The 20,158-nt window shown below is 74.8% G+C and carries 16 protein-coding genes and 1 pseudogene; 9 read left to right on the top strand and 8 right to left on the bottom strand.

From position 1 onward, the window contains the following. Positions 1–34: 34 nt before the first annotated feature. Positions 35–610, bottom strand: coding sequence for a hypothetical protein (locus ACFXG1_RS08525; RefSeq protein ID WP_384718045.1), 576 nt, complete (start codon positions 608–610; stop codon positions 35–37). Between the two features lie 96 nt (positions 611–706). Then, positions 707–1,543, bottom strand: a complete 837-nt coding sequence (locus tag ACFXG1_RS08530; protein ID WP_384718047.1) for a glutamate racemase — start codon at positions 1,541–1,543, stop codon at positions 707–709. Between ACFXG1_RS08530 and ACFXG1_RS08535 the strand changes: the two genes are divergently transcribed. Next, positions 1,542–2,747, top strand: a complete 1,206-nt coding sequence (locus tag ACFXG1_RS08535) for a glycosyltransferase (protein ID WP_384718049.1) — start codon at positions 1,542–1,544, stop codon at positions 2,745–2,747. The two genes, ACFXG1_RS08530 and ACFXG1_RS08535, sit on opposite strands and share 2 nt — an antisense overlap. Positions 2,748–2,787: 40 nt before the next feature. On the opposite strand, the gene ACFXG1_RS08540 is transcribed toward ACFXG1_RS08535, so the two are convergent. Continuing rightward, on the bottom strand, positions 2,788–4,080 hold the full coding sequence (locus ACFXG1_RS08540) for a TerD family protein (protein ID WP_384741743.1): 1,293 nt from the start codon (positions 4,078–4,080) through the stop codon (positions 2,788–2,790). Positions 4,081–4,391: 311 nt separating this feature from the next. On the opposite strand from ACFXG1_RS08540, the gene ACFXG1_RS08545 reads away from it, so the two are divergent. Together ACFXG1_RS08545 and ACFXG1_RS08550 are read left to right on the top strand one after the other, a co-directional pair. Then, positions 4,392–4,865 carry a DUF6643 family protein gene (locus ACFXG1_RS08545; RefSeq protein WP_384723999.1) on the top strand — a complete coding sequence of 158 codons (474 nt, stop codon included), beginning with the start codon at positions 4,392–4,394 and terminating at the stop codon, positions 4,863–4,865. A 264-nt stretch (positions 4,866–5,129) separates the two neighbouring features. Beyond that, complete coding sequence (locus tag ACFXG1_RS08550; RefSeq protein WP_384741745.1) at positions 5,130–7,562, top strand: right-handed parallel beta-helix repeat-containing protein; 2,433 nt, start codon at positions 5,130–5,132, stop codon at positions 7,560–7,562. On the opposite strand, the gene ACFXG1_RS08555 is transcribed toward ACFXG1_RS08550, so the two are convergent. After that, a complete protein-coding gene (locus ACFXG1_RS08555; protein ID WP_384741747.1) occupies positions 7,522–10,050 on the bottom strand; it encodes a hypothetical protein in 2,529 nt (842 codons plus the stop codon). The genes ACFXG1_RS08550 and ACFXG1_RS08555 overlap by 41 nt on opposite strands. A gap of 246 nt (positions 10,051–10,296) precedes the next feature. Between ACFXG1_RS08555 and ACFXG1_RS08560 the strand changes: the two genes are divergently transcribed. The 4 genes from ACFXG1_RS08560 (at position 10,297) to ACFXG1_RS08575 (ending at position 14,715) form a co-directional block, all read left to right on the top strand. Next, positions 10,297–11,145: a DeoR/GlpR family DNA-binding transcription regulator gene (locus ACFXG1_RS08560; RefSeq protein WP_384741749.1), complete on the top strand. Its 849-nt coding sequence runs from the start codon at positions 10,297–10,299 to the stop codon at positions 11,143–11,145. After that, on the top strand, positions 11,142–11,633 hold the full coding sequence (locus ACFXG1_RS08565; protein WP_384718916.1) for an SRPBCC family protein: 492 nt from the start codon (positions 11,142–11,144) through the stop codon (positions 11,631–11,633). The genes ACFXG1_RS08560 and ACFXG1_RS08565 overlap by 4 nt, the downstream gene beginning before the upstream one ends. A gap of 428 nt (positions 11,634–12,061) precedes the next feature. Next, the gene (locus ACFXG1_RS08570; RefSeq protein ID WP_384741751.1) at positions 12,062–14,068 is read left to right on the top strand and encodes a hypothetical protein; all 2,007 of its coding nucleotides are present in this window, start codon (positions 12,062–12,064) and stop codon (positions 14,066–14,068) included. Positions 14,069–14,238: 170 nt separating this feature from the next. Beyond that, positions 14,239–14,715, top strand: coding sequence for an SRPBCC family protein (locus tag ACFXG1_RS08575; protein ID WP_384714543.1), 477 nt, complete (start codon positions 14,239–14,241; stop codon positions 14,713–14,715). A gap of 57 nt (positions 14,716–14,772) precedes the next feature. Here the strand turns inward: ACFXG1_RS08575 and ACFXG1_RS08580 are convergent, their stop codons facing one another. After that, positions 14,773–15,957, bottom strand: a complete 1,185-nt coding sequence (locus ACFXG1_RS08580; RefSeq protein WP_384741753.1) for a PLP-dependent cysteine synthase family protein — start codon at positions 15,955–15,957, stop codon at positions 14,773–14,775. 271 nt (positions 15,958–16,228) lie between these two features. On the opposite strand from ACFXG1_RS08580, the gene ACFXG1_RS08585 reads away from it, so the two are divergent. Together ACFXG1_RS08585 and ACFXG1_RS08590 are read left to right on the top strand one after the other, a co-directional pair. Next, a complete protein-coding gene (locus tag ACFXG1_RS08585) occupies positions 16,229–16,552 on the top strand; it encodes a hypothetical protein (RefSeq protein WP_384714537.1) in 324 nt (107 codons plus the stop codon). A 338-nt stretch (positions 16,553–16,890) separates the two neighbouring features. Continuing rightward, positions 16,891–17,283 (top strand): annotated as a pseudogene (locus ACFXG1_RS08590) (ATP-binding protein); the annotation flags it as partial. A gap of 120 nt (positions 17,284–17,403) precedes the next feature. Here the strand turns inward: ACFXG1_RS08590 and ACFXG1_RS08595 are convergent. The 3 genes from ACFXG1_RS08595 to ACFXG1_RS08605 all read right to left on the bottom strand — a co-directional run bounded on the left by ACFXG1_RS08595 (position 17,404) and on the right by ACFXG1_RS08605 (position 20,091). Beyond that, on the bottom strand, positions 17,404–17,715 hold the full coding sequence (locus ACFXG1_RS08595) for an SHOCT domain-containing protein (protein ID WP_384741755.1): 312 nt from the start codon (positions 17,713–17,715) through the stop codon (positions 17,404–17,406). A gap of 232 nt (positions 17,716–17,947) precedes the next feature. Beyond that, positions 17,948–18,808, bottom strand: a complete 861-nt coding sequence (locus ACFXG1_RS08600) for a YhjD/YihY/BrkB family envelope integrity protein (protein ID WP_384741757.1) — start codon at positions 18,806–18,808, stop codon at positions 17,948–17,950. Between the two features lie 68 nt (positions 18,809–18,876). Then, positions 18,877–20,091 (bottom strand): ROK family protein, encoded by a 1,215-nt coding sequence (locus ACFXG1_RS08605; protein ID WP_384741759.1) that lies wholly within the window; start codon positions 20,089–20,091, stop codon positions 18,877–18,879. Positions 20,092–20,158: the final 67 nt, after the last annotated feature.

Genomic DNA, 20,158 nt, shown 5'->3' on the forward strand with positions numbered 1-20,158 from the left:
GCCGGGGGCGGTGCCCGGTCGGGGCGGGGGCGCGTCAGGCCGGAGCCGGGCTCCCGGGGAGCGGCCGGGGTGTGAGGCGGTCGCGGATCGCGCGGACCGCGGCCTCGGCATCGTCGACCGTGACCGTGAACCGCAGTCCGTCACCGAGGGTCACCACGATGCCCTCGCCGCGGCGGACGACGACCGCCGTGCCCTTCTCGGGGCGCCAGCGGTAGCCCCAGCCGCCCCACTGGCGCGGGGTGACGGTGGGGACGACCTCGGCGTGGACGACGTGGGAGAGCGGGATCCGGCGGCGCGGCAGGCCCATATGGCCGCAGCGGATCTCCAGGGTGTCGTTGTCGACCGTCACGGCGACATGGACGAAGGCGAGGGTGCCGTAGAGCATCAGCAGGCCCGCGGTGACACAGCCGACGACGGACATGACCAGCGGGACGACGCCGGAGGTCCAGTCGGCGACGACGGCGAGTTCGATGCCGAGCGCGACACAGGCGGCGCCCGCGACGGCCAGCAGCCACTGGACGCGATTGGTCGCACGGCCCGTCCATACGGCGGGGACGGGTTCGGCCGCGGGGCCCGGTCGCTCGGGCGGGTCGGGGAAGTAGTCCCTCATGCGAAGCAGGGTAACCGGCATCCGGCCCCGTGGCAGGGGGTCCGGAGCAAGGACCACACCGCCGTGCGAAGGCCGGAGAAGTTGATGTTCCGCAGGTCAGCGCGTCGGGACTGCCGTGAGCAGCTGATGGGCCTCGGCGTACTCCAGCGCCTCGGGCGGCAGCGTGTCGACCGCCGTACCGCTGAGGACGACGGTGGGCTTCCCGGCGGGCGCGGCACCGGTCGCGGGCGTTGCGCCGATCCGGCGAAGCGCCTGGGCGGCGACCGCGGCGGCGGAGCCGTGGAGGGTGACGGGTCGGCCGACGGCGGTACGGATGCGTTCGGCGACCAGTTCGTAGTGGGTGCAGCCGAGGACGATGTCGGTGACGTCGGCGGGGGTCAGTGCCGCCGCGGCGGCCACCGCCCGCTCGATACCGGGGCCGTCCGCCCACTGGATCACATCGGCCAGGCCGGGGCAGGGCACCTCGGTGACGGTCGCGGAGCCCGCGAAGTCACGGATCAGTCCCCGCTGGTAGGGGCTGCCGGTGGTGGCGGGGGTGGCCCAGATGGCGACGGAGCCGCCGCCCGCGGCGGCGGGCTTGATCGCGGGGACCGTGCCGATGACCGGGATCGCGGGCTCCAGCGCGGCCCGCAGGGCGGGCAGGGCGTGGACGGAGGCGGTGTTGCAGGCGACGATCAGCGCGTCGGGCCGGTGCGCCGCGGCGGCCCGGGCGGTGGCGAGGGCGCGCCGGGCGACGTCCTCGGGGGTCCTGGGACCCCAGGGCAGCCCGTCGGGGTCGGAGGAGAGGACGAGTTCGGCGTCGGGTCGCAGGCCGCGCACGGCGGCGGCCGCGGGGAGGAGGCCGATCCCGGAGTCCATGAGCGCGATCTTCACCCGGTCACCATAGTCGACGGAGCGTGCCCGCCCGGTCCCGTGCGGCAGACTGCGGCCCATGAGCGTCCTCGCCGCGATCGCCGTCGTGTCCCTGCTCTCCTGGGTGTGGCTGCTGCTGGCCCGGGGTCTGTTCTGGCGGACGGACCAGCGGCTGCCGCCGCGGACCGATCCCGGGGTGTGGCCGGATGTGGCGGTCGTCGTCCCGGCCAGGGACGAGGCCGGGGTGCTGCCGTCGAGCCTGCCGTCGCTGCTGGCGCAGGAGTATCCCGGGCGGGCCTCGGTCGTCCTGGTCGACGACGGAAGTACGGACGGTACGGGCGAGCTGGCGCGGGCGCTCGCCGACGAGCACGGCGGACTGCCGCTGCGGGTGGTCCGTCCGGGTGAACCGGCCCCGGGCTGGGCGGGCAAGGTGTGGGCGCTGCGGCACGGGATGGCAGCGGCCCGGAGCGGTCCGGTGGTCCCGGGTGGCGGGGAGCCCGGGTATCTGCTGCTGACGGACGCGGATATCGCCCATGCCCCGGACGTTCTGCGGTCGCTGGTGGCGGCCGCCCGGTCGCACCGGCTCGATCTGGTGTCGCAGATGGCGCGGCTGCGGGTGGCGGGCGGCTGGGAGCGGCTGATCGTGCCCGCGTTCGTCTACTTCTTCTGTCAGCTCTATCCGTTCCGGTGGATCAACCGGCCAGGGGGGCGGACGACCGCGGCGGCGGGCGGCTGTGTGCTGGTGTCGACGGCGGCGGTGGAGCGGGCGGGGCTGCCGGATGCGATCCGGGGGGCCGTGATCGACGATGTCGCCCTGGCGCGGGCGGTACGGCGGTCGGGGGGCCGGATCTGGCTCGGTCTCGCCGAGGGCGTGGACAGCGTACGGCCGTATCCGCGGCTGGTGGATCTGTGGCGGATGGTGTCCAGGAGCGCCTATGCCCAACTGCTGCACCATCCGCTGCTACTGATGGCCACGGTGCTGGGGTTGCTGCTGGTGTACGCGGTTCCGCCGGTGGCGCTGGTGGCGGGGCTCGCCGGCGGCGACCCCCTCGCGGCGTGGGCGGGCGGCGCGGCCTGGGCGCTGATGGTGGGGACGTATCTGCCGATGCTGCGGTACTACCGGGTGTCGCCGCTGCTCGCGCCGGTTCTGCCGGTGACGGCGCTGCTGTATCTGGGGATGACGGTGGACTCGGCCGTGCAGCACTACCGGGGCCGCGGCGCGGCGTGGAAGGGGCGGGTGTACGCGCGCCCCGGCAACCCCGCGCCCGCGCCCGAGGAAGGCTGACCGCCGGGCCGCGGCTGAACCGGCGCGGCCCGGCGCGGTGTCACTTGCGGCCGGGGGTCCAGTTCATGCCCCAGCCGTACGCCTGGTCCATGGTCCGCTGGGGACTGACGCCGCGTCGCGGTACCAGGAACTCGGCCTCCCGTTTGACGACCAGTTCGGATCCGGTGTTGGTGATCAGGGCGAGGGCGCAGACGGTCGAGGGGACGGTGCACTCGCCGAGGGAGAACTCGATGGGCGCGCCGTGCTGCGGGGTGAGGGTGACGGTGGCGTCGAGATCGGCGAAGCTGCGCGCGCCCTCGTAGATGGTGACGAAGATGACGATGCGTCGGAAGTGGCGCTGGTGGTCGAGGTTGACGGTGAGGTTCTCACCGGTGGTGCCGCCGGTGCGGTCGTCGCCGTCGAGATGGATCCACGGGGGCTGCCGCAGCGACCCGAAGGCGTTGCCGAGGGCCTGGACGACGCCCTTGCTGCCGTCGGAGAGTTCGTACAGGGCGCACAGATCGAGGTCGAGGTCGCCGTGGAGGACCATGGCCCGGCCGAGTTTGGCACCCCATCCCTTGAACTGCTTGCGGACCTGCCAGCTGAGGTTCACGCGCAGGGCGCCGGAGGTGCCGCCCTGCTTGGTCAGGGAGACGGTCGGCGACTCCTTGGTGAGCGTCACCTTCGTCAGCCGTACGGGAGCGGTGGGCGCCGGAGTCGAGGCCGGGGCCGGCGTCGGGGCCGGGGCCGGGGCCGGAGTCGGAGTCGGAGTCGGCACAGGAGCGGGGGCGGGCGCGGGGGCGGCGGGCGCGGGCGGCGGCGCCGGGGTGTCGACGGTGATACCGAAGTCGGTGGCCAGGCCCTCAAGACCGCGGCTGTACCCCTGTCCCACGGCCCGGAACTTCCACGCGCCCTGACGCCGGTACAGCTCGCCGATGACCAGCGCCGTCTCCACGGTGGCGTCGGTGGTGTCGTAGCGGGCGAGTTCGGCACCGGATCCGGCGTCCACGACGCGTACGGTCAGCCCCGGCACCAGGCCGAACGGGCCGCCGTCGGAGGAGGCCGCGAGGACGATCCGGTCGACGCCGGGCTCGACCCGGTCGAGATCGACGGCGACCGTGTCGGTCACCTCGCCGGACGCGGTCCGCTTCCCCTCGTGCCGTACGGCCCCGGAATCGTGCGCGGGCTGGTTGTAGAAGACGAAGTCGCCGTCGGACCTGACCTTGCCCGTACCCGCGTCGAGCAGCAGGGCCGAGAAGTCGGTATCGGGCACCGCCGGGCCCGTGCGCCGGGCCAGTTCGACGCGGACCCTCGGCGCCGGCACCGGAGTGTTGGCACCTTTGAGCATGGACATGGAGCCTCCCCCATCCCGGGGTCCGGGTCCCCGGACCGCCGGCCCGGGCCGTTTCGGTCGTGTCGTGTCGTGTCGGTTGTCTCATGTCGCGTCGTGCGGATCGGGCCAACCTATTGCCCTCCTGCCCATGATCGGGGACCCCGACTCGCCGGTAACCCGTCCTCAGCTCGCCCTTTACAGGATTCTTGCGTTGTTTCGCGACCGATTTTCCCGGGTTCGCTCCCATTGGGGCACCACCACCCGACGCGTCCCGCGAAAGAACCCCCTTTCCGGACTCCCCAACCGACAGCACAACCCTTAACTTATGAGCCATGACCTCCCCCCGCTCCTCCTACGGCGGCGGCTACTACTCCGCACCCTTCTTCGCCGACACCCCGATCTACGACTCCCTCGTCGCGGAGCGGGGCACGCCTCAGATCGCCCCGATCAGAGTGCCCTCCCCTTACGACACCGGCGCCGGTGCCTATCCTCCGGCGCTCCCGGCGGCGCTGCCCGCCCTCCCGGCGGGCCCATCGGCGGCCCAGCCCGCGCCCCCGTACGGCTATGGACAACAGGGGGGATATCCGGGGCAGCTTCAGCAGGCGGCGGCCCCTTACGTGCCTCCGCAGACCGCGCCCCCGCGGGGCTATCCCGGTCCCGGGGCTCCCCAGCCGCAGCGCCCGGCGCCCGCCGGGTACGAGGCGATGCGCCCGGCCGCGCCCCGGCCGGTGCAACCGCAGGGCCAGGGCCCCGCGGCCTACAACCCCCAGTACCAGCGCCCGTATCCGGGCGGCCAGGGCTACTGACCGGCGGAACAGGGGTCGGGACACCGGCCGGCGGGGCCGCACGGCCCCGCCGGGACCGGCTGTCCGCCCCGTTCCGGCCCGCCGCCCGCGTGACAATCGTCTCCGGACCGCCCTCAACACGCAGCCGGCCCCGCGATGCGTCAACTGCCGCCACCCGTACACGCTACGGTGGGGCGACCCGCTCCGGCGGGTCGCGAATGGCGCTGCGATTCCGGGGTCGCCGGGCGCCGCGCGCACACCACGAGGTGGGGGCAGAGCAGCACGATGGCACAGGGTACGGTCCAGGTCACCCACACTGGCACGTCGCGGTGGCGGCGGCGTACCGGGGAGTACGCGTCCCTCACGGCGGCCCTGGAGGCCGCGGGGGACGGTGATGTGCTGACCGTGGCACCGGGTACGTACCGCGAGAACCTCGTGGTGCTGCGGGCCGTCACTCTGCGCGGGCCGGAGGGTGCCGTCGGCTCGGTGCGGATCGCGCCCGTGGACGGCGTACCGCTGACCGTGCGGGCCTCGGCGACCATACGGGACCTCTACGTCGAGGGTCAGGACGCCACCGTGCCCGCCCTGCTGGTCGAGGACGGTACGCCGGAGCTGTCGGATCTGCGGATCTCCACCCGGTCGGCGGCCGGGGTCGAGGTCCGCGACGGCGCGCGGCCCACCGTGCGCCGGGTCGCCGTCGACAATCCCGCCGGGGTGGGGATCGCCGTCCTGGACGGCGGGGGCGGGGTGTTCGAGGAGTGCGAGGTCGTCGCCGCCGGCCGGGCCGGGGTCTCGGTGCGCGACGGCGGACGGCCCCGGCTGGAGCGCTGCCGGGTGCACCACGCGTCGGGCGCCGGTCTGAGCGTCTCCGGCGACGGCAGTGTGCTGGAGGCCGTCGGCTGCGAGATCTACGAGATCAAGGGCGCGGGGGTCCAGGTCACCGCCCGCGCGTCGGCGATGCTGGACGGCTCCAGTGTGCACCGGACGACCGCCGACGGCGTCACCCTCGACACGGACGCGGTCCTGACGCTCTCCGACTGCGATATCCACGACGTCCCGGAGAACGCGATCGATCTGCGGTCCCGTTCGGTGCTGACGCTCACCCGGTCCACGGTCCGCGCCTTCGGCCGCAACGGGCTCTCGGTCTGGGATCCGGGGACCCGGGTCGACGCCAACCAGTGCGAGATATACGACAGCACCGGCGACTACCCGGCGGTGTGGATCAGCGACGGCGCGACGGTCGTCCTCGACGCCTGCCGGGTCCACGACGTTCCGGACGCGCTCTTCGTCCTCGACCGCGGCTCCCGCGCGGACGTGGTGGACAGCGACCTCTCGCAGATCCGCAACACCGCCGTTTCGGTGAGCGACGGCGCCACCGCCCAGCTCGACGACTGCCGGATCACCCAGGCGTCCACGGGCGCCTGGTTCCGGGACCACGGCAGCGGCGGCACCCTCAACAACTGCACCGTCGACGGCGCGCAGACCGGTGTGATCGTCACCAAGGGCGCGGATCCGCTGATCGAGCGGTGTACAGTCACCTCCCCGGCCGAGGCCGGGTTCTATGTCTCCGCCGAGGGCCGGGGGACGTTCCGCGACTGCCGGGTCACCGGCAGCGGGGGCTATGGATTCCATGTGACGGACGGCTGCCGGACGGCCCTGAGCGGCTGCCGCACCGAGCGGTGCGACCGGGGCGGCTACGAGTTCGCGGACCGGGGGCTGCTGACCGTCGAGGACTGCACCGGTGACGAGTCGGGGGTGCGGCCGCCGGCGGCCGTGCCGGCCCTGTCCGCGGACCCGGTGACGGCCACCGTCACCAGGGCCGCCCCGGGTCCGCTCGCCACCGGAGCCGCCTCCGCCGTACCGCCCGCCCCGGCCCCCGGGCCGGTGGCCGCGCCGCCCGTCGAGGCCCGCGCGTCCGAGGACGTCCTGGGCGAACTGGACGCGCTGGTGGGGCTGGAGAGCGTCAAGCGCGAGGTCAGGTCCCTCACCAATATGATCGAGGTGGGCCGGCGCCGTCAGGAGGCCGGCCTCAAGGCCGCTTCGGTCCGCCGCCATCTCGTCTTCACCGGCTCCCCCGGTACCGGGAAGACCACCGTGGCCCGGCTCTACGGCGAGATCCTCGCGGCCCTCGGGGTGCTGGAGCGGGGCCATCTCGTGGAGGTCTCCCGGGTGGACCTGGTCGGCGAGCACATCGGCTCGACCGCGATCCGTACCCAGGAGGCGTTCGACCGGGCCCGGGGCGGGGTCCTCTTCATCGACGAGGCGTACGCCCTCTCCCCCGAGGACTCCGGCCGTGACTTCGGCAAGGAGGCCATCGACACCCTGGTGAAGCTGATGGAGGACCACCGGGACGCGGTGGTGGTGATCGTCGCCGGCTACACCGCCGAGATGGAGCGTTTCCTCGCGGTGAACCCCGGTGTGGCGTCCCGGTTCTCCCGGACCATCACCTTCCAGGACTACGCGGCGGACGAGCTGCTGCGGATCGTGCGCCGGCAGGCGGACGAGCACGAGTACCGGCTGGCGGACGGCACCGCCGACGCGCTCGTAGCCTACTTCGAGAAGCTGCCGAAGGGCCCTGCGTTCGGCAACGGCCGGACCGCGCGCCAGACCTTCGAGGCGATGGTCGAGCGGCACGCGGGCCGGGTGGCCGCCCTGGACGAGGCCGACACCGACGCCCTCACCCTGCTGTACCCGGACGATCTGCCCGAGCCGCGCTGACCGCCCCGGTCCCGCCGCGGCCGGGACCCGGCTGGCGGGGCACGCCCGGGATCAGCCGGAGCAGTTCGGTACGGGCGGCGGCGAACCCCGGATCGGCCTGGTAGTCGGAGTGCCCGAGGATCGGGTCCGGCAGCGGACGGCGGGCCGAGCGCCCGTAGGCGACGGGATCCCGCAGCGCCGGACGGTCGGGCGCGGGCCGCGCCCCCTCGGGCACCAGGACCGGGCCGCCGATGGGATCGGTATGCCGCCACAGATTGGTCCAGCAGTGCGTCTCGTCGCGGAGCGCGGCCAGCGCCTCGGGGCCGAAGTAGGCGGGGAACCAGCGGCCGTACAGCCGCTCCAGCGGTGAGCCGTACGTCAGCAGCGCGACCCGGGAGCGGACCTCGGGCGACAGCTGCCATACGGCCGCCGCGGCCAGCACGCTGCCCTGCGAGTGGCCGGAGATGACAAGCCGTCCGCCGCTGCTGCGGGTCCGCTCGGTCCAGGTCGACATCCGCCAGGTCAGATCGGGTACGGCGCGTTCCGCGTAGCAGGGCGGCGCGAAGGGGTGGGCGGCGCGCGGCCAGAAGGTGCCGACGTCCCACAGGATTCCGATGGTGCGCCGCGCGGAAGCGTCGCGGTAGGCGCGCCGCCCCCAGGTGACGAAGAGGAGGAATCCGAAGCCGATCAGCCAGGAGCCCAGCGACTGGGCGGTCTCGGCGGCCGCTTCGGCGAAGCCGCCGCCGAACGCCCGGCCGGGGACGTCCCCGCTGAGCCCGGCCCCGGTCACCGCGCCGGCGCCGAGGGCCACGGTCAGCACGGCGACCACCCCGATGATCGTGGGCGCCGAGTCGGTGATCCGGGCCGCCGCCCGGACCCGGGAGATTCCCCGGGTCCGGATCGTGTCGGGCCGCCAGCCGTTGTCGCCGAGGCGGGCGATTCCCGGTGTGGCGGGACGGGATTCGACGGCCTCGTACTCGGCCTCGACGGTACGGGCCAACGCGCGGGCCCGCCGCCAGGTCCGCAGCGCCAAGGCGGCGGCGGGTACCAGCAGCAGTACCAGCAGGACCGGGATCACGGACGCCTGCCAGCTCAGCAGGGTCGGCGGGCCGGGGATCCGGCCGTCGGTGCCGGGGGTGCCCGGGGTGCCGGAGCCGTCCAGCCAGTCGGCGACCCGCTGGGCGATCCCGCCGGTCATCACCCCGCCCAGGGCGCAGGCGAGGACGGTGACCGCGGGCCCGCCGAGACCGCCGAGGACGCTGCGGGCGTGCCGGGCGCGGCGCTGGAGGACGACGGCGACGACCGCGAGGACGAGGACGAACCCGCCCTGGAGCACACCGAGTACGGCGAAGAGCGACGCGCCCGGCAGGGTGCCGGACGACTCCCACGCGGGTCGGGACCAGGCGGCGTACAGCAGGGACAGGGCGAGGAGGGCGAGTGCCGCGCCGGGCAGGGCGGTGACGGCCGTCCGGTCGGCGCGGGCGTCGAAGCGGCGCTCGGTACGGGCGCGGCGGGAGACCACCCAGACCACGGCGACCAGTCCGATGAGCAGCGCGCCTTCCAGGAGGCGGCCCCAGATCGCCGGGACGGCGGAGCCGCCGGCCCGGTCGTGGCGGGCGGCGGCCCCGGTGACGGCGGCGGCGACGGTGAGGAATCCGGCGGCGGTGTGGGCGGCGCGGAGCCGGGCGACATGGCGGCGGCCGTACCAGAATCCGGGCCGGCCGAGCGCCGGGCGCAGCGGCGGCCTCGGCGGGACGCCCGGGCAGCGGCCCGCGCCGGTCCCGTCGTCCTCCTCCGGCTGCTCCTCCTCGACATCCGGTTCGGACTCGGGTCCGGGGTCGTCCGCGGGGCCCGTTCCGCCGTCGGCCACGTCGGCGCCGGTCGGGGGGCGCTGGGACTCGTAGGCGGTCCAGGTGCGGTGGGACAGGTACCACAGCAGTCCGACCAGCGCGGCCGGGATCAGGGCGGCGAGGGCGAGCCGCCGTCCGGGCTGGGACCACCAGCCGCCGCGGTCGGCGGCGAGGAAGCCGAGCCAGGACCGCTCCCCGGTGCACCGTTCGGTGCCCGCGCACTGCCAGGCCAGCAGATCGAGGGCGACCTCGCAGGCGGCGGCGGTCATCAGCACGGTCAGGCTGAGGGCGATCAGCCGGACCAGTGCCCCGTACAGCCGCATCGACTTGGCCCGGCCCCAGGCGCGCGGGCGCATCCAGTGCGCGAGGTTGACGACCATGAAGGGCAGCAGCAGGAGCCAGAGGGCGCGGGCGCTGTTGCCGGAGGTGAGATTGGACCAGACGTACGCTTCGGGGACCGGCTCGCCGCGGCCGCGCGCCGGGTCGGTGTCGGCGTGTTCGTCGTCGGCGCGGCGGAAGACGGCGGCCTTGTCGTCACCGGATATCCGGACGGTGCGGGGGTCGCCGAGCATGGACTGGGGAGTGGCCCCGCCGACGCCGTGGACGAGGAGTTCGAGCGCCGGGCCCGGGGCGGGCGGGGACGGGGGTTCAGCGGACACGTCGGCGACTCGCTCTCCGGGTCGGAGGCCGTGGGTGGCGGCCGTGGGGCGCGGCGCGCGGACGCCGCTTCTCAGCGCCCCGGATTGTGACAGTTCCCGGGCCCCGGGTCACGGAGTCGGCGCGCCTGCGCGTGCGGCGGGTCGTGGCAGGATGAGGATCACGGTCGGGGGACCGTGTTGGCGCGGCGGCCCCACGCGCCCGCGTGCGCCTGACCGGTGTCGACGACGAAAGGACCGGCTCCCCCGGTGACCGACCAGCAGAACCTGCTCGCCGAACAGCGGCGCGCGCTGATCCTCGACGAGGTGCGCAGGCGCGGCGGGGTGCGCGTCAACGAGTTGACGCGCAGGCTCCGGGTCTCCGATATGACGGTACGGCGGGATCTGGACGCCCTGGCCAGGCAAGGGGTGCTGGAGAAGGTCCACGGGGGCGCGGTGCCGGTCGCGGCGGCCCGTACCCATGAGCCGGGGTTCGAGGCCAAGTCGGGTCTGGAGCCGCGGGCCAAGGAGGACATCGCACGGGCCGCGGCGGCGATGATCGCGCCGGGTACGGCGATCGGTCTCGCCGGGGGGACGACGGCGTTCGCGCTGGCCCGGCTGCTGACCGATCCGGCGGCGCTGCCGGATCTGACGGTGGTGACCAATTCGGTACGCGCCGCCGATGTGCTGTACCACGCGCACCGTACCCGGCCCGGAGCCGCGTCCACCCGGCCCGGTGGTGCGACGGTGGTCCTCACCGGAGGGGTGCGGACACCGTCCGACACCCTGGTGGGTCCGGTCGCCGACGCGGCGATCCGCTCCCTCCACTTCGACGTGTTGTTCATCGGGGTGCACGGGATCTCGGTGGAGGCCGGTCTTTCGACGCCCAATCTGGCGGAGTCGGAGACCAACCGGAACTTCGTCCGGTCGGCGCGGCGGGTGGTCGTGATCGCCGACCACACCAAGTGGGGCACGGTGGGGCTGAGTTCCTTCGCCCGGCTGGCCGAGGTGGACACCCTGGTGACGGACGCGGGGCTGTCCGCGGACGCGCGGGCGGAGATCGAGGAGTGGCTGCCCGGCGGGCTGGTCGTGGCGGACGCGTCCGGGGACGTACCGTGACGGCCTTCCGGCTGGAGCGTACGGTTCCGGCGGCGCCGTCCGCCGTGTGGCGGCGGGTCACCGACTGGCGGGCGCACGCGGCGCTGATCCCCCTGACGTCGGTGGTCCCGGCCGGCCCCCGGCCGCCGGACACGGTCGTGGGCTCGGTGTTCGTGGTGCGTACGGGCATCGGGCGGGCCGGGTTCGACGATCCGATGGAGATCGTGGAGTGGTCACCGCCCGGCGCCTGTGGGGTCGGCCGGTGCCGGCTGGAGAAACGGGGCCGGACCATCCGGGGCTGGGCCGTGATCGAGGTACGGCCCGCGGGGTCCGGGTCGGTGGTGGTGTGGACCGAGGAGGCCCGGGTGCGCGGGGTGCCACGGCGGCTCGCGGCGCTGGAGGCGCGAGTGGGGCGTGCGGTGTTCGGGCGCGCGCTGGACGCGCTCCTGCGGTCCGTCGGCTCCGGCGCGTCCGGCGTATCCGGGGTGTCCGGTCCGGACACGCCCTAGGCAGGGCCGGGGCGGTGACCTCGTACCGGACGTCGCGTACTCCGGAACAACCTGACGGCACCGGGGGTACGTCGAGGGACCGCGCGGGCGGGTGCGCGGGGCGGGCGTCGCGGGCGGGCGGGGCTTTACGGGTACGGGCCGGGCGCCGTCGCGCGGGCGCGACCGCCGTCCGGGCTCCCGGCGGGGGAAGCGGCCGGGTGACCGTCCCACGATCGACTCGTTGGACGGACGCGGGGGTTCGCCCCGTGTGCCGCGGACCGCCCGGGGACACCCGGTCGGGCGGCGGCGACACGGACGGCACCGGTCCGCCGGATCCCTCCGCGAAGACCCGAATCCCCGAGCAGACCCGAGCAGACCCGAACACCACGGACGACACCGAGACTCGCGCGGAGGCGACCACGGCCGCGCGGACCGGAAGGGCCGCCCCGATGCCGACACACCGTCAGCCGTCCCGCCACTCCCACCACCACGCCGTCTCCGGCGCCCGTCCCGGGGCCGAGGAGGTGGAGGCGCTCCTCGTGGAGCACTATCCCCGGCTCGTCCGGCTGGCGTATCTGACCCTGCCGCCCGCCCTGGGACGGCACCGGCGGGTACTGGCGGCGCACGCGACGGTGCAGCGGGTCCTGCCGGTGGCCCGGCCGGGCCGGGTCGGAGCCCCGGAGCCCGCGGGCTCCGGGGCGCCCGAGGTCACGGCGTCGGCCGGGTACCGCTGGGTGCGGTACCGGGTGCTGCGCGGCGCCCTGCGCGGGCACCGGTGGTCGGCGGCGGGGGCGCTGCCGCGGGTGATGGGGCTGCGGCTCTTCCCCACCGCGGGCGGCGCGGAGGAACTCGCCCTGGACCAGGCCCTGTCGTCGGTGCCCGCGACCGCGCGGGCGGCGCTCGCGCTGGGGGTGCTGGAGGGGCTGCCGGACACGGCCGCGGCCGCCCTGCTGACGGAGTGCGGGGCCGGGGACCCGGCGGGCGCGCTGCGGACCGCGGCCCGGCTGCGCGAGTCGGGGGGCGGCCGGGTGGAGTCGCTGTTGCGGGCGGCGGAGTTCGACCCCTGTGTCGTACAGACCCGGCCGACGGATCTGCTGCGGCGGCGGAGCCGGTTCCGGGCGGCGGCGGTCACCGCGCTCTGCGCGCTGCTGGTGGCCGGGGCGGCGGTCGGCGGCACGGGCTCCGGAGGCGACGAGACGACGGGCGACGGGAAGGGCTGGTCGGCGTCCCGGGCGGCGGCCGTCGATCCCGTACGGCTGGAGCGCGCCCCGCGCGACGCCTGGGCCGACACATCGCGCGTCGACTTCTCCGCCTGGCCCGCGCGGGGCGGCCGGGCCGCCGACACCGGGCTGCTGCGGCGGGCCCTGGAGGCGTGGAGCGCGCCCGGATCCGGGGTCCGGGCGTCGGCGACGGCGGACACGCCCCGCACCCCGCCCGCGCTGCCCCCGCGACTGCTGTACGCCGGTGAGGCGGACGGCGCGGCCGTGGTGCTGCTGCACGAGGGCGGGCGGGTGGTGCGGTACGCCGAACCGCTGTCGGGCCGCGGCACGGCCGCCCTCGACTTCGCCCGGGTCGACGACGCCGATGTGACGACGGCCGCGGCGGTCGTCGTGAGCCGGACGGCGGACGGCGCGCGGCTGCTGCTGGCGCCGTGGATCACCGGGGCCGCGGTCCGCGATCTGCTGGCGCCGGGCCGGGGCGCCCGGCCGCTGGCCGTCGCGGCGGACGGGGTGACACCGCTCGTCGCCGTTCCGGCGGGGGCGGGTGCCGCCTGTACGGCCTGGCCCGCCCTCCAGTTGCGGTCGTCGGGCCGGATCGTGGAGGACCACGCCTTCCTCGTGACCGATCTGGGTGATCTCGTACCCGCGCATCTCACCCACACCCCGCCGCCGGGTTCGGGCGCGCCCGCGCGGCAGCCCCGGGAGGCGACGGGCCCAGCGGCGCTGGCGGACTGGGCGCGCGGCGCCTGTCTGCTGTCGGGGCTGCGGGGCGCGGGCGTACGGGCCGTCAACGACTGGACGTTCGCGGAGCAGCGGCTGCCGGACGGCGGAGGCCGGGCCGCCTGGGTGTGCACCCGGGCGGACACCTGGCGGGGGCCGGGCCGGGTCCTGGTCCGCTTCCAGCCGCCGGAGCCGACACCCACCGGGCCCGGCGGCTCCGGCGGCGGCGGTCCCGGCCGGGTGGTCGCCGAGGCGCACGGCACCGCCGCGTGCAGTCGGTTCGGTCAGCATGTGCTGGCGGACACCCGCTGGCGCTCCCCCGCCGGGAAGTGGTACCTGCTGGCGGCCGGGAGCCGTCGGGTCACCCGGATCACGGCGGCGGGCGCGGTATCGGCGACGGCCGACGGCACGACCCTGGCCGCCCCCGCGCCCGACGGCCCCGAGGAGCCCGGTTCCGTACGGCTGTCGGGACTTCTGAGCACGGGCGGAACCCTGGCGGCCCTGGACCACGGCTGACCTTCGGCCGCTGGTCCCCGGCCGCCGTTGTCGGTGACGTCCTCCGGCATCCTGCCGAAACGAGGCACACGACCACGGACCATGGACAGTGACGCCGGCGGTCGGGACATCGCACGGCGCCGCGGCTATCGTGTGCCCACCCTGTCCACTCCCCGGGAGGAACGGCCCCGATGGTTCGCCGACTGCGCCCCGTGGGACTCGACTTCATCGAGGCGGCGCCGGTCCGCCCGGCTTTCACCGCCGCGCTCGGTGCCTCGCCGCGGAGTGTGTACCAGGCGCTCGCCGACGACGTGCCGGGCTGGGCCCGGTGGTTCGACGCGGTGTCGGCGGCGGAGCCGACGCGCGACGGCGCGGGCCGGAACGTCACGCTGCGGATCGGGGTGCGGTTCGCCGAGACGATCCTGGCGGCCGACGCCTTCACCCGGTACGCGTACCGGGTGGACACCACCAACGCCCCGGGGCTCACCGCCCTCGCGGAGGAGTGGCTGATCACGGCCGTGCCGGGCGGTGGCAGCCGGGTGCGGTGGACGTTCGCCGCGGACGGTCCGCCGGTCGCCCGGCTGCTGGTACGGTCCGCGGCGCCGGGTCTTCGGGTGTCGTTCCGGGGTGCGATGCGGGCGCTGGACCGGCGGCTGTCCGGAAGTTGACCGCCCGCCTTGGGGACGACCCTCCGGGGCGGTCGGGCCGTGGTAGCCGGGCCGTGGTCAGCCGGACCAGGTGCCCGTGGTCAGGAAGCGGTCGATCGCCGCGCTGTACGGCTCGATGTCCAGCCCCTGTTCCATGAGCCAGGCGTCCGAGTAGTACTTGTCGAGATAGCGGTCGCCCGGATCGCACAGCAGGGTGACGACGCTCCCCCGCCGTCCGGCGGCCACCATCTCGCCGACGATCTTCAGGGCGCTCCACAGGCCCGTCCCGGTGGAGCCGCCCGCCTTGCGCCCGATGGCCGTGTCGAGGGCGCGGACGGCCGCCACGCTCGCCGCGTCGGGCACCTTCATCATCCGGTCGACGGCCCCGGTGACGAAGCTGGGCTCCATCCGGGGGCGTCCGATGCCCTCGATCCGGGAGCCGCGGGCGCTGGTGGCGCCCGGGTCGTCGCGTGTCCAGCCGTCGAAGAAGCAGGAGTTCTCCGGGTCGGGGACGCAGATCCGGGTGTCGTACTGCATGTAGTGGACGTAGCGGGCGATCGTCGCCGAGGTGCCGCCGGTCCCGGCGGTGGCCACGATCCAGGCGGGCTCTGGGTAGCGCTCCAGCCGGAGCTGCTGGTAGATCGATTCGGCGATGTTGTTGTTGCCGCGCCAGTCGGTGGCGCGTTCGGCGTAGGTGAACTGGTCCATGTAGTGGCCGCCGGTCCGCTCGGCGAGCGCCGCGGACTCCTCGTACATCCGCCGGGAGTCGTCGACGAAGTGACATCGCCCGCCGTGGAACTCGATCAGCCGGATTTTCTCGGCGCTGGTGGTCCGGGGCATCACTGCGACGAACGGCACCCCGATCAGCTTCGCGAAGTACGCCTCGGAGACGGCGGTGGAGCCGCTGGACGCTTCGATGACCGGCTTCCCGGGCCGGATCCAGCCGTTGCAGAGCCCGTAGAGGAAGAGCGAGCGGGCCAGCCGGTGTTTCAGACTGCCCGTGGGGTGGGTGGACTCGTCCTTGAGATAGAGGTCGATGTTCCACTCGTCGGGGAGCGGGAAACGCAGCAGATGGGTGTCCGCCGATCGGTTGGCGTCGGCCTGGACCTTGCGGACGGCCTCCTTGAGCCAGTCGCGGTAGGCCTTGTCGCTGCGGTCCACGTCGCCGAAGCCCGCCTCGGCGTCGGCGGTCCCGGCCGGGGCGGCCGCCTCGTCCGTACGCCGTCGCCCGTCGTTCGTCCCGCCGTTCATCGCGTCGCTCATCCCGCCGTCCGCCCGTTCTCGTCGCCTGCGTGCCCGGTGGTCCGCGAACGGATGTCCGGGCCCGGCCCGAACGCTCGCGTCCCTCCTGCCACAGTAAGCCCGCCACCTGCGCAAACATCCGCTTGGGGCATCCATAGGCATGACTTGTGGGCCGAACGCATCCGTCGGTGGCGCGGCGGACGGGCCGGGTCCTGCCGCCGTACTGGTGCCGGTGGACCGATATGTTGCAGACTGCCAGCAGACGACGCGAACGATGGGGAGGAGGGGCCGAATGGCCATGGCGGAGCCCGAGTTCCGGGCCACGGGTGTACGGATCGAGCGGTGGCCCCGCTCGCTCACCAAGGCCGGTCAGGTGCTCATCCAGGACGGCAGGCTCCAGTTGCTGACCAGTTACGGCCGGGTGATCGACAGCGCCCCGGTACGCGCGGTCAGGGCGGGGAAGGCGTGGTTCTCGGACGAGTCGAGCACAGCGCTGACGGTGAACGGCAAGCGCTACCGGCTGACACTGGGTCAACGCGACGATCGGTCCGACCCGGAGAAGCTCGCCGGGCGTTTCCTGAAGGCCGTGCGCAAGGCCGGGGGCGGCGAGGTCTGATCGGGGGCTGATCCGGGGCCGGCACAGGGGTGCCCCCGCACCCCGCGACGCCGGAACGAAGCGACGTAGTGACGGACCACCGACCACCGACCACCGGAAGGCCGGATACGGCCCCGGGGGCGGTGGTCCGGGACCGGAAGATACGGAAGCTACGGCCAAGGGGACCGCGCGGCGCCGAGTTGCGGCTGCCGCGCCGGTGCCCCACGCTTGGCTCATATCACTCAGAGTCGAGCAGTGGTCACGCTGCGACCCAGCCATCGCCGTCAGGCGGACCGCCGCCGTTCGTCTGGATCCGATCCCTCCGTCTTCTTCCGGACCTCATTCGGGGAGTCGCAGCCGTGATCACCGAACCCAGCAGCAGACACTGCACGGTCGAACTCCAGGCCGTGCCCGCGCGGATCGGTCAGGTCCGCAGAATCATCTCGGCGCAACTGCGCCACTGGCATCTCGATCCGCTGATCGACCAGGCCGCGCTCGGGGTGACCGAGCTGCTCACCAACGTCCATCGGCACGCGGAGCCCGACAAGCGGTGCACCGTCGACGTCGAGCTGCTCCTCGACCGGCTGACGGTCTCCGTCCGCGACCACGATCCCCGGCTGCCGACGCTCCGGGCCACCGATCCCCTCGCCACCTCGGGACGGGGGCTGGAGTTGATAGCGGCGGTGAGCGAGAACTGGGGCGCGCGGGCCCGGGACGAAGGCGGCAAGGAAGTCTGGTTCACCCTCGCGGCCGACTGACCGTCCTCCGGACCGGGCGCGCCGTGCGCCATCCCGCGCCGGGCGAGCCGTGCCATCCCGCGCCGTGCGGCCGCGCCGTGCGGGCGGGCCGGGGCCGGAGGTCGGTGGCCGCGGTCAGCGCCGGCCCTCCGGCGGGCCGAACCGCTCGTCGAGCACGGACAGCCTGCGCCAGTACTCCTCCTCGTCGATCTCACCCGCCGCGAAGCGACGGCCGAGTAGTTCGACGGGCGACGGCGCCGGGGGCCCGACGGCCGGTACGCCGCCACGTCCGGTGGCGTACCGCGGCCCGTAGGCGTACGGGCCGCGCCACAGCCCGGTACGGCGTACCAGGGTGACGGCGCCGACGACGACGGCCGCCCAGATCAGCGGGGCGAGCAGGATCCACGGCCCGGGCCCGTGCCCGTCCCCGAACGCCAGGGTGTTCATCTTCGGTCAGCTCCTCGGTGGAGGGCACCGCCCCACGCGGTGCCTTGCTTCCTTCGAGGCTCCCGCGACGGTCCGGGCGGCGCGTCGTCCCCGCGGCGCGACCGCCCGTACCCCCGATGGAGTACGCGGGACGGCCGCGACTGCGCCCCCCGGGCAGGGCCGAGCGGGACCGGAGCGGGCGGGTTCCGGTTTCGGCTCCGGCTCCGGCTCCGGCTCCGGCTCCGGCTCCGGCTCAGTCGAACGTCGGCAGGACCGCCCGTTCCAGCCTGCGGCGGACCCGCTCCTCGTGGACGAGCCGGCCGACGAGCGCGCCGCCGTAGACGACCACCCCGACACCGACCAGCCAGGACTGGAGGACGAGGACGGTGCCGAAGGGGCCGTACGTGACGGCGTTCGACGCGATCAGCGGCGAGAAGACCAGCTGCGAGAAGACCCGCAGCCCCAGCATGAACAGGGCCGTCGCGACGGCCCCGGGCAGCAGCGCGCCCCAGCGGACCCGGCCGCCGAGCAGCAGCCGCTGGGCGACCCAGAAGAAGACGAAGGTGCCCGTCACATCGGCGACGGCGGTACCGATCGTGCCGGGTACGTCGTCGCCGAAGGCGGGCGTGTTGACGAACAGCAGCAGCGCGAGGACGAGCAGGGCGAGGAAGACGACATGGCGCCACATGGTGTGCCAGCGCGCCGTCGGCAGGTCCCAGACCTTCTCGTAACCCGTCTGGACCGCCGATCCGAAGGTGAGCCCGAAGACGGCGAGGGCGGCCAGACCGAAGGCCGTGGTGCGCTGGAGGGCGGTGCCCGGCGGGGCGAACAGCCGCTCCACCTGTTCCTGGGACGCGGTGGAGACCCCGAGGGCCTGGCCGAGCCAGCGGGCGAATCCCTGGCTGCTGGCGGGGTCCGCGGCCGCCACGACCACCAGCAGGGGGACGAGCGTGAGGAAACCGAGGGCCGCGAACCCCATGGCGCGATGGAGCAGCTCCATCTCGCGGCCCCGGTTCCAGCCGAGCCCGACGGGTGACGCGGCGACGACGGCGTGCAGCCGCCGGAACCGGTCGGCGACGCTCGGCGGGCGGACGCCGGAGGGCTGGAGGGTCATGGTCGTCGCCTACCCGTTCCGCGCGGACCAGGCGCGCCCGTGCCCCCGGACGGGTGGTGGGCGGCGGGTCAGCCGAGCGCGTGCAGGGGGTCGTCGAGCACCGGCTGCCAGGCCAGCTCAGCGGCGCCGACCAGGCTGTTGTGGTCGAGGGTGCAGGGCAGGATCGGCACTCCCCCGCTGCGGCCCCACAGGCTGCGGTCGGCGACCACGGCCCGCAGCCGTCCGGGGTCGGCGGCGAGGAGGGCGCGGTGCAGTCCGCCGAGGATGATCCGGTCGGGGTTGAGGATGTTCACCAGACCCGCGAGCCCGAGGCCCAGACGGTCGATCAGCTCCTCGCACGCGGCCCGTACGGCCGGATCGCCGTACTCGGTACGGAGCAGCTCACCGGCCCGGGCGAGCAGGGACACCTCGGGGCCCGGCTCCCGGCCCGCGGCGGTGAGGAAGGCGAGCGGGTCGGTCTCGACGTCGAGGCAGCCCCGGCTGCCGCAGTGGCAGGGGCGGCCCTCGGGGCGGACGGTGAGATGGCCGACTTCGAGGGCGAGGCCGGAACTGCCGGTGTGGAGCCGTCCGTCGAGGACGAGGGCGCCGCCGACGCCCCGGTGTCCGGTGGCGACGCACAGCAGATGCCGGGAGCCGCGCCCGGCGCCGTGCCGGTGCTCGGCGAGGGCCGCGAGATTGACGTCGTTGCCGGTGAAGGCGGGGCCGGTGATTCCGGCGGCCCGGATGTGCTCGGTGAAGATGTCCTGGACGGGCGAGCCCGGGGGCCAGGCGATGTGCAGCGGGTTGAGGGCGGCTCCGTCCGGTTCGGCGACCGCGGAGGGGACGGCGAGCCCGGCGCCCGCACACCGTCGTCCGTTCGCCCGCAGCAGCCCGGCTCCGGCGTCGACGACCGCGCCGATGACCTGACCGGGGTCGGCGGTGGGGGTGAGGCAGCCGGGGGCGGTGGCGACGATCCGGCCGCCGAGACCGACGAGGGCGGCGCGGAATCCGTCGACGTGGACCTGGGCGGCGAGGACCACGGGTCCGGTGTCGTCGACGGAGAGGCGGTGGGACGGTCTGCCCTGGGAGCCGGTGGCGGCGGCGGGCCGGGAGTCGACCCGGATCAGCCCGAGCGCTTCGAGTTCGGCGGCGACGGCGCCGGCGGTGGCGCGGGTGACGCCCAGTTCGGCGGTGAGGACGGCCCGGGTGGGCGCACGGCCGGTATGGACGAGTTCCAACGCGGGCCCCAGGGCACCGCGGCCCCTCTCCAGTCTCGATCTGGCGGTCGTCGACTTGCCGTTCATGGAGGCGAGTCTCCCATGTCCGGGAGGGTCCGCCGTCCGCTCGTGACCGCGCCGGGACCTCGGGCGG

It is taken from the genome of Streptomyces sp. NPDC059248, assembly GCF_042753905.1.
Lineage (GTDB): Bacteria > Actinomycetota > Actinomycetes > Streptomycetales > Streptomycetaceae > Streptomyces.

Excerpts from the sequence above, each read along its gene's own strand:
- ACFXG1_RS08525 (WP_384718045.1), bottom strand. The coding sequence starts at position 610 with ATGAGGGACTACTTCCCCGACCCGCCCGAGCGACCGGGCCCCGCGGCC.
- ACFXG1_RS08535 (WP_384718049.1), top strand. The coding sequence starts at position 1,542 with ATGAGCGTCCTCGCCGCGATCGCCGTCGTGTCCCTGCTCTCCTGGGTG.
- ACFXG1_RS08530 (WP_384718047.1), bottom strand. The coding sequence starts at position 1,543 with ATGGGCCGCAGTCTGCCGCACGGGACCGGGCGGGCACGCTCCGTCGAC.
- ACFXG1_RS08540 (WP_384741743.1), bottom strand. The coding sequence starts at position 4,080 with ATGTCCATGCTCAAAGGTGCCAACACTCCGGTGCCGGCGCCGAGGGTC.
- ACFXG1_RS08545 (WP_384723999.1), top strand. The coding sequence starts at position 4,392 with ATGACCTCCCCCCGCTCCTCCTACGGCGGCGGCTACTACTCCGCACCC.
- ACFXG1_RS08550 (WP_384741745.1), top strand. The coding sequence starts at position 5,130 with ATGGCACAGGGTACGGTCCAGGTCACCCACACTGGCACGTCGCGGTGG.
- ACFXG1_RS08570 (WP_384741751.1), top strand. The coding sequence starts at position 12,062 with ATGCCGACACACCGTCAGCCGTCCCGCCACTCCCACCACCACGCCGTC.
- ACFXG1_RS08575 (WP_384714543.1), top strand. The coding sequence starts at position 14,239 with ATGGTTCGCCGACTGCGCCCCGTGGGACTCGACTTCATCGAGGCGGCG.
- ACFXG1_RS08580 (WP_384741753.1), bottom strand. The coding sequence starts at position 15,957 with ATGAGCGACGCGATGAACGGCGGGACGAACGACGGGCGACGGCGTACG.
- ACFXG1_RS08585 (WP_384714537.1), top strand. The coding sequence starts at position 16,229 with ATGGCCATGGCGGAGCCCGAGTTCCGGGCCACGGGTGTACGGATCGAG.
- ACFXG1_RS08595 (WP_384741755.1), bottom strand. The coding sequence starts at position 17,715 with ATGAACACCCTGGCGTTCGGGGACGGGCACGGGCCCGGGCCGTGGATC.
- ACFXG1_RS08600 (WP_384741757.1), bottom strand. The coding sequence starts at position 18,808 with ATGACCCTCCAGCCCTCCGGCGTCCGCCCGCCGAGCGTCGCCGACCGG.
- ACFXG1_RS08605 (WP_384741759.1), bottom strand. The coding sequence starts at position 20,091 with ATGAACGGCAAGTCGACGACCGCCAGATCGAGACTGGAGAGGGGCCGC.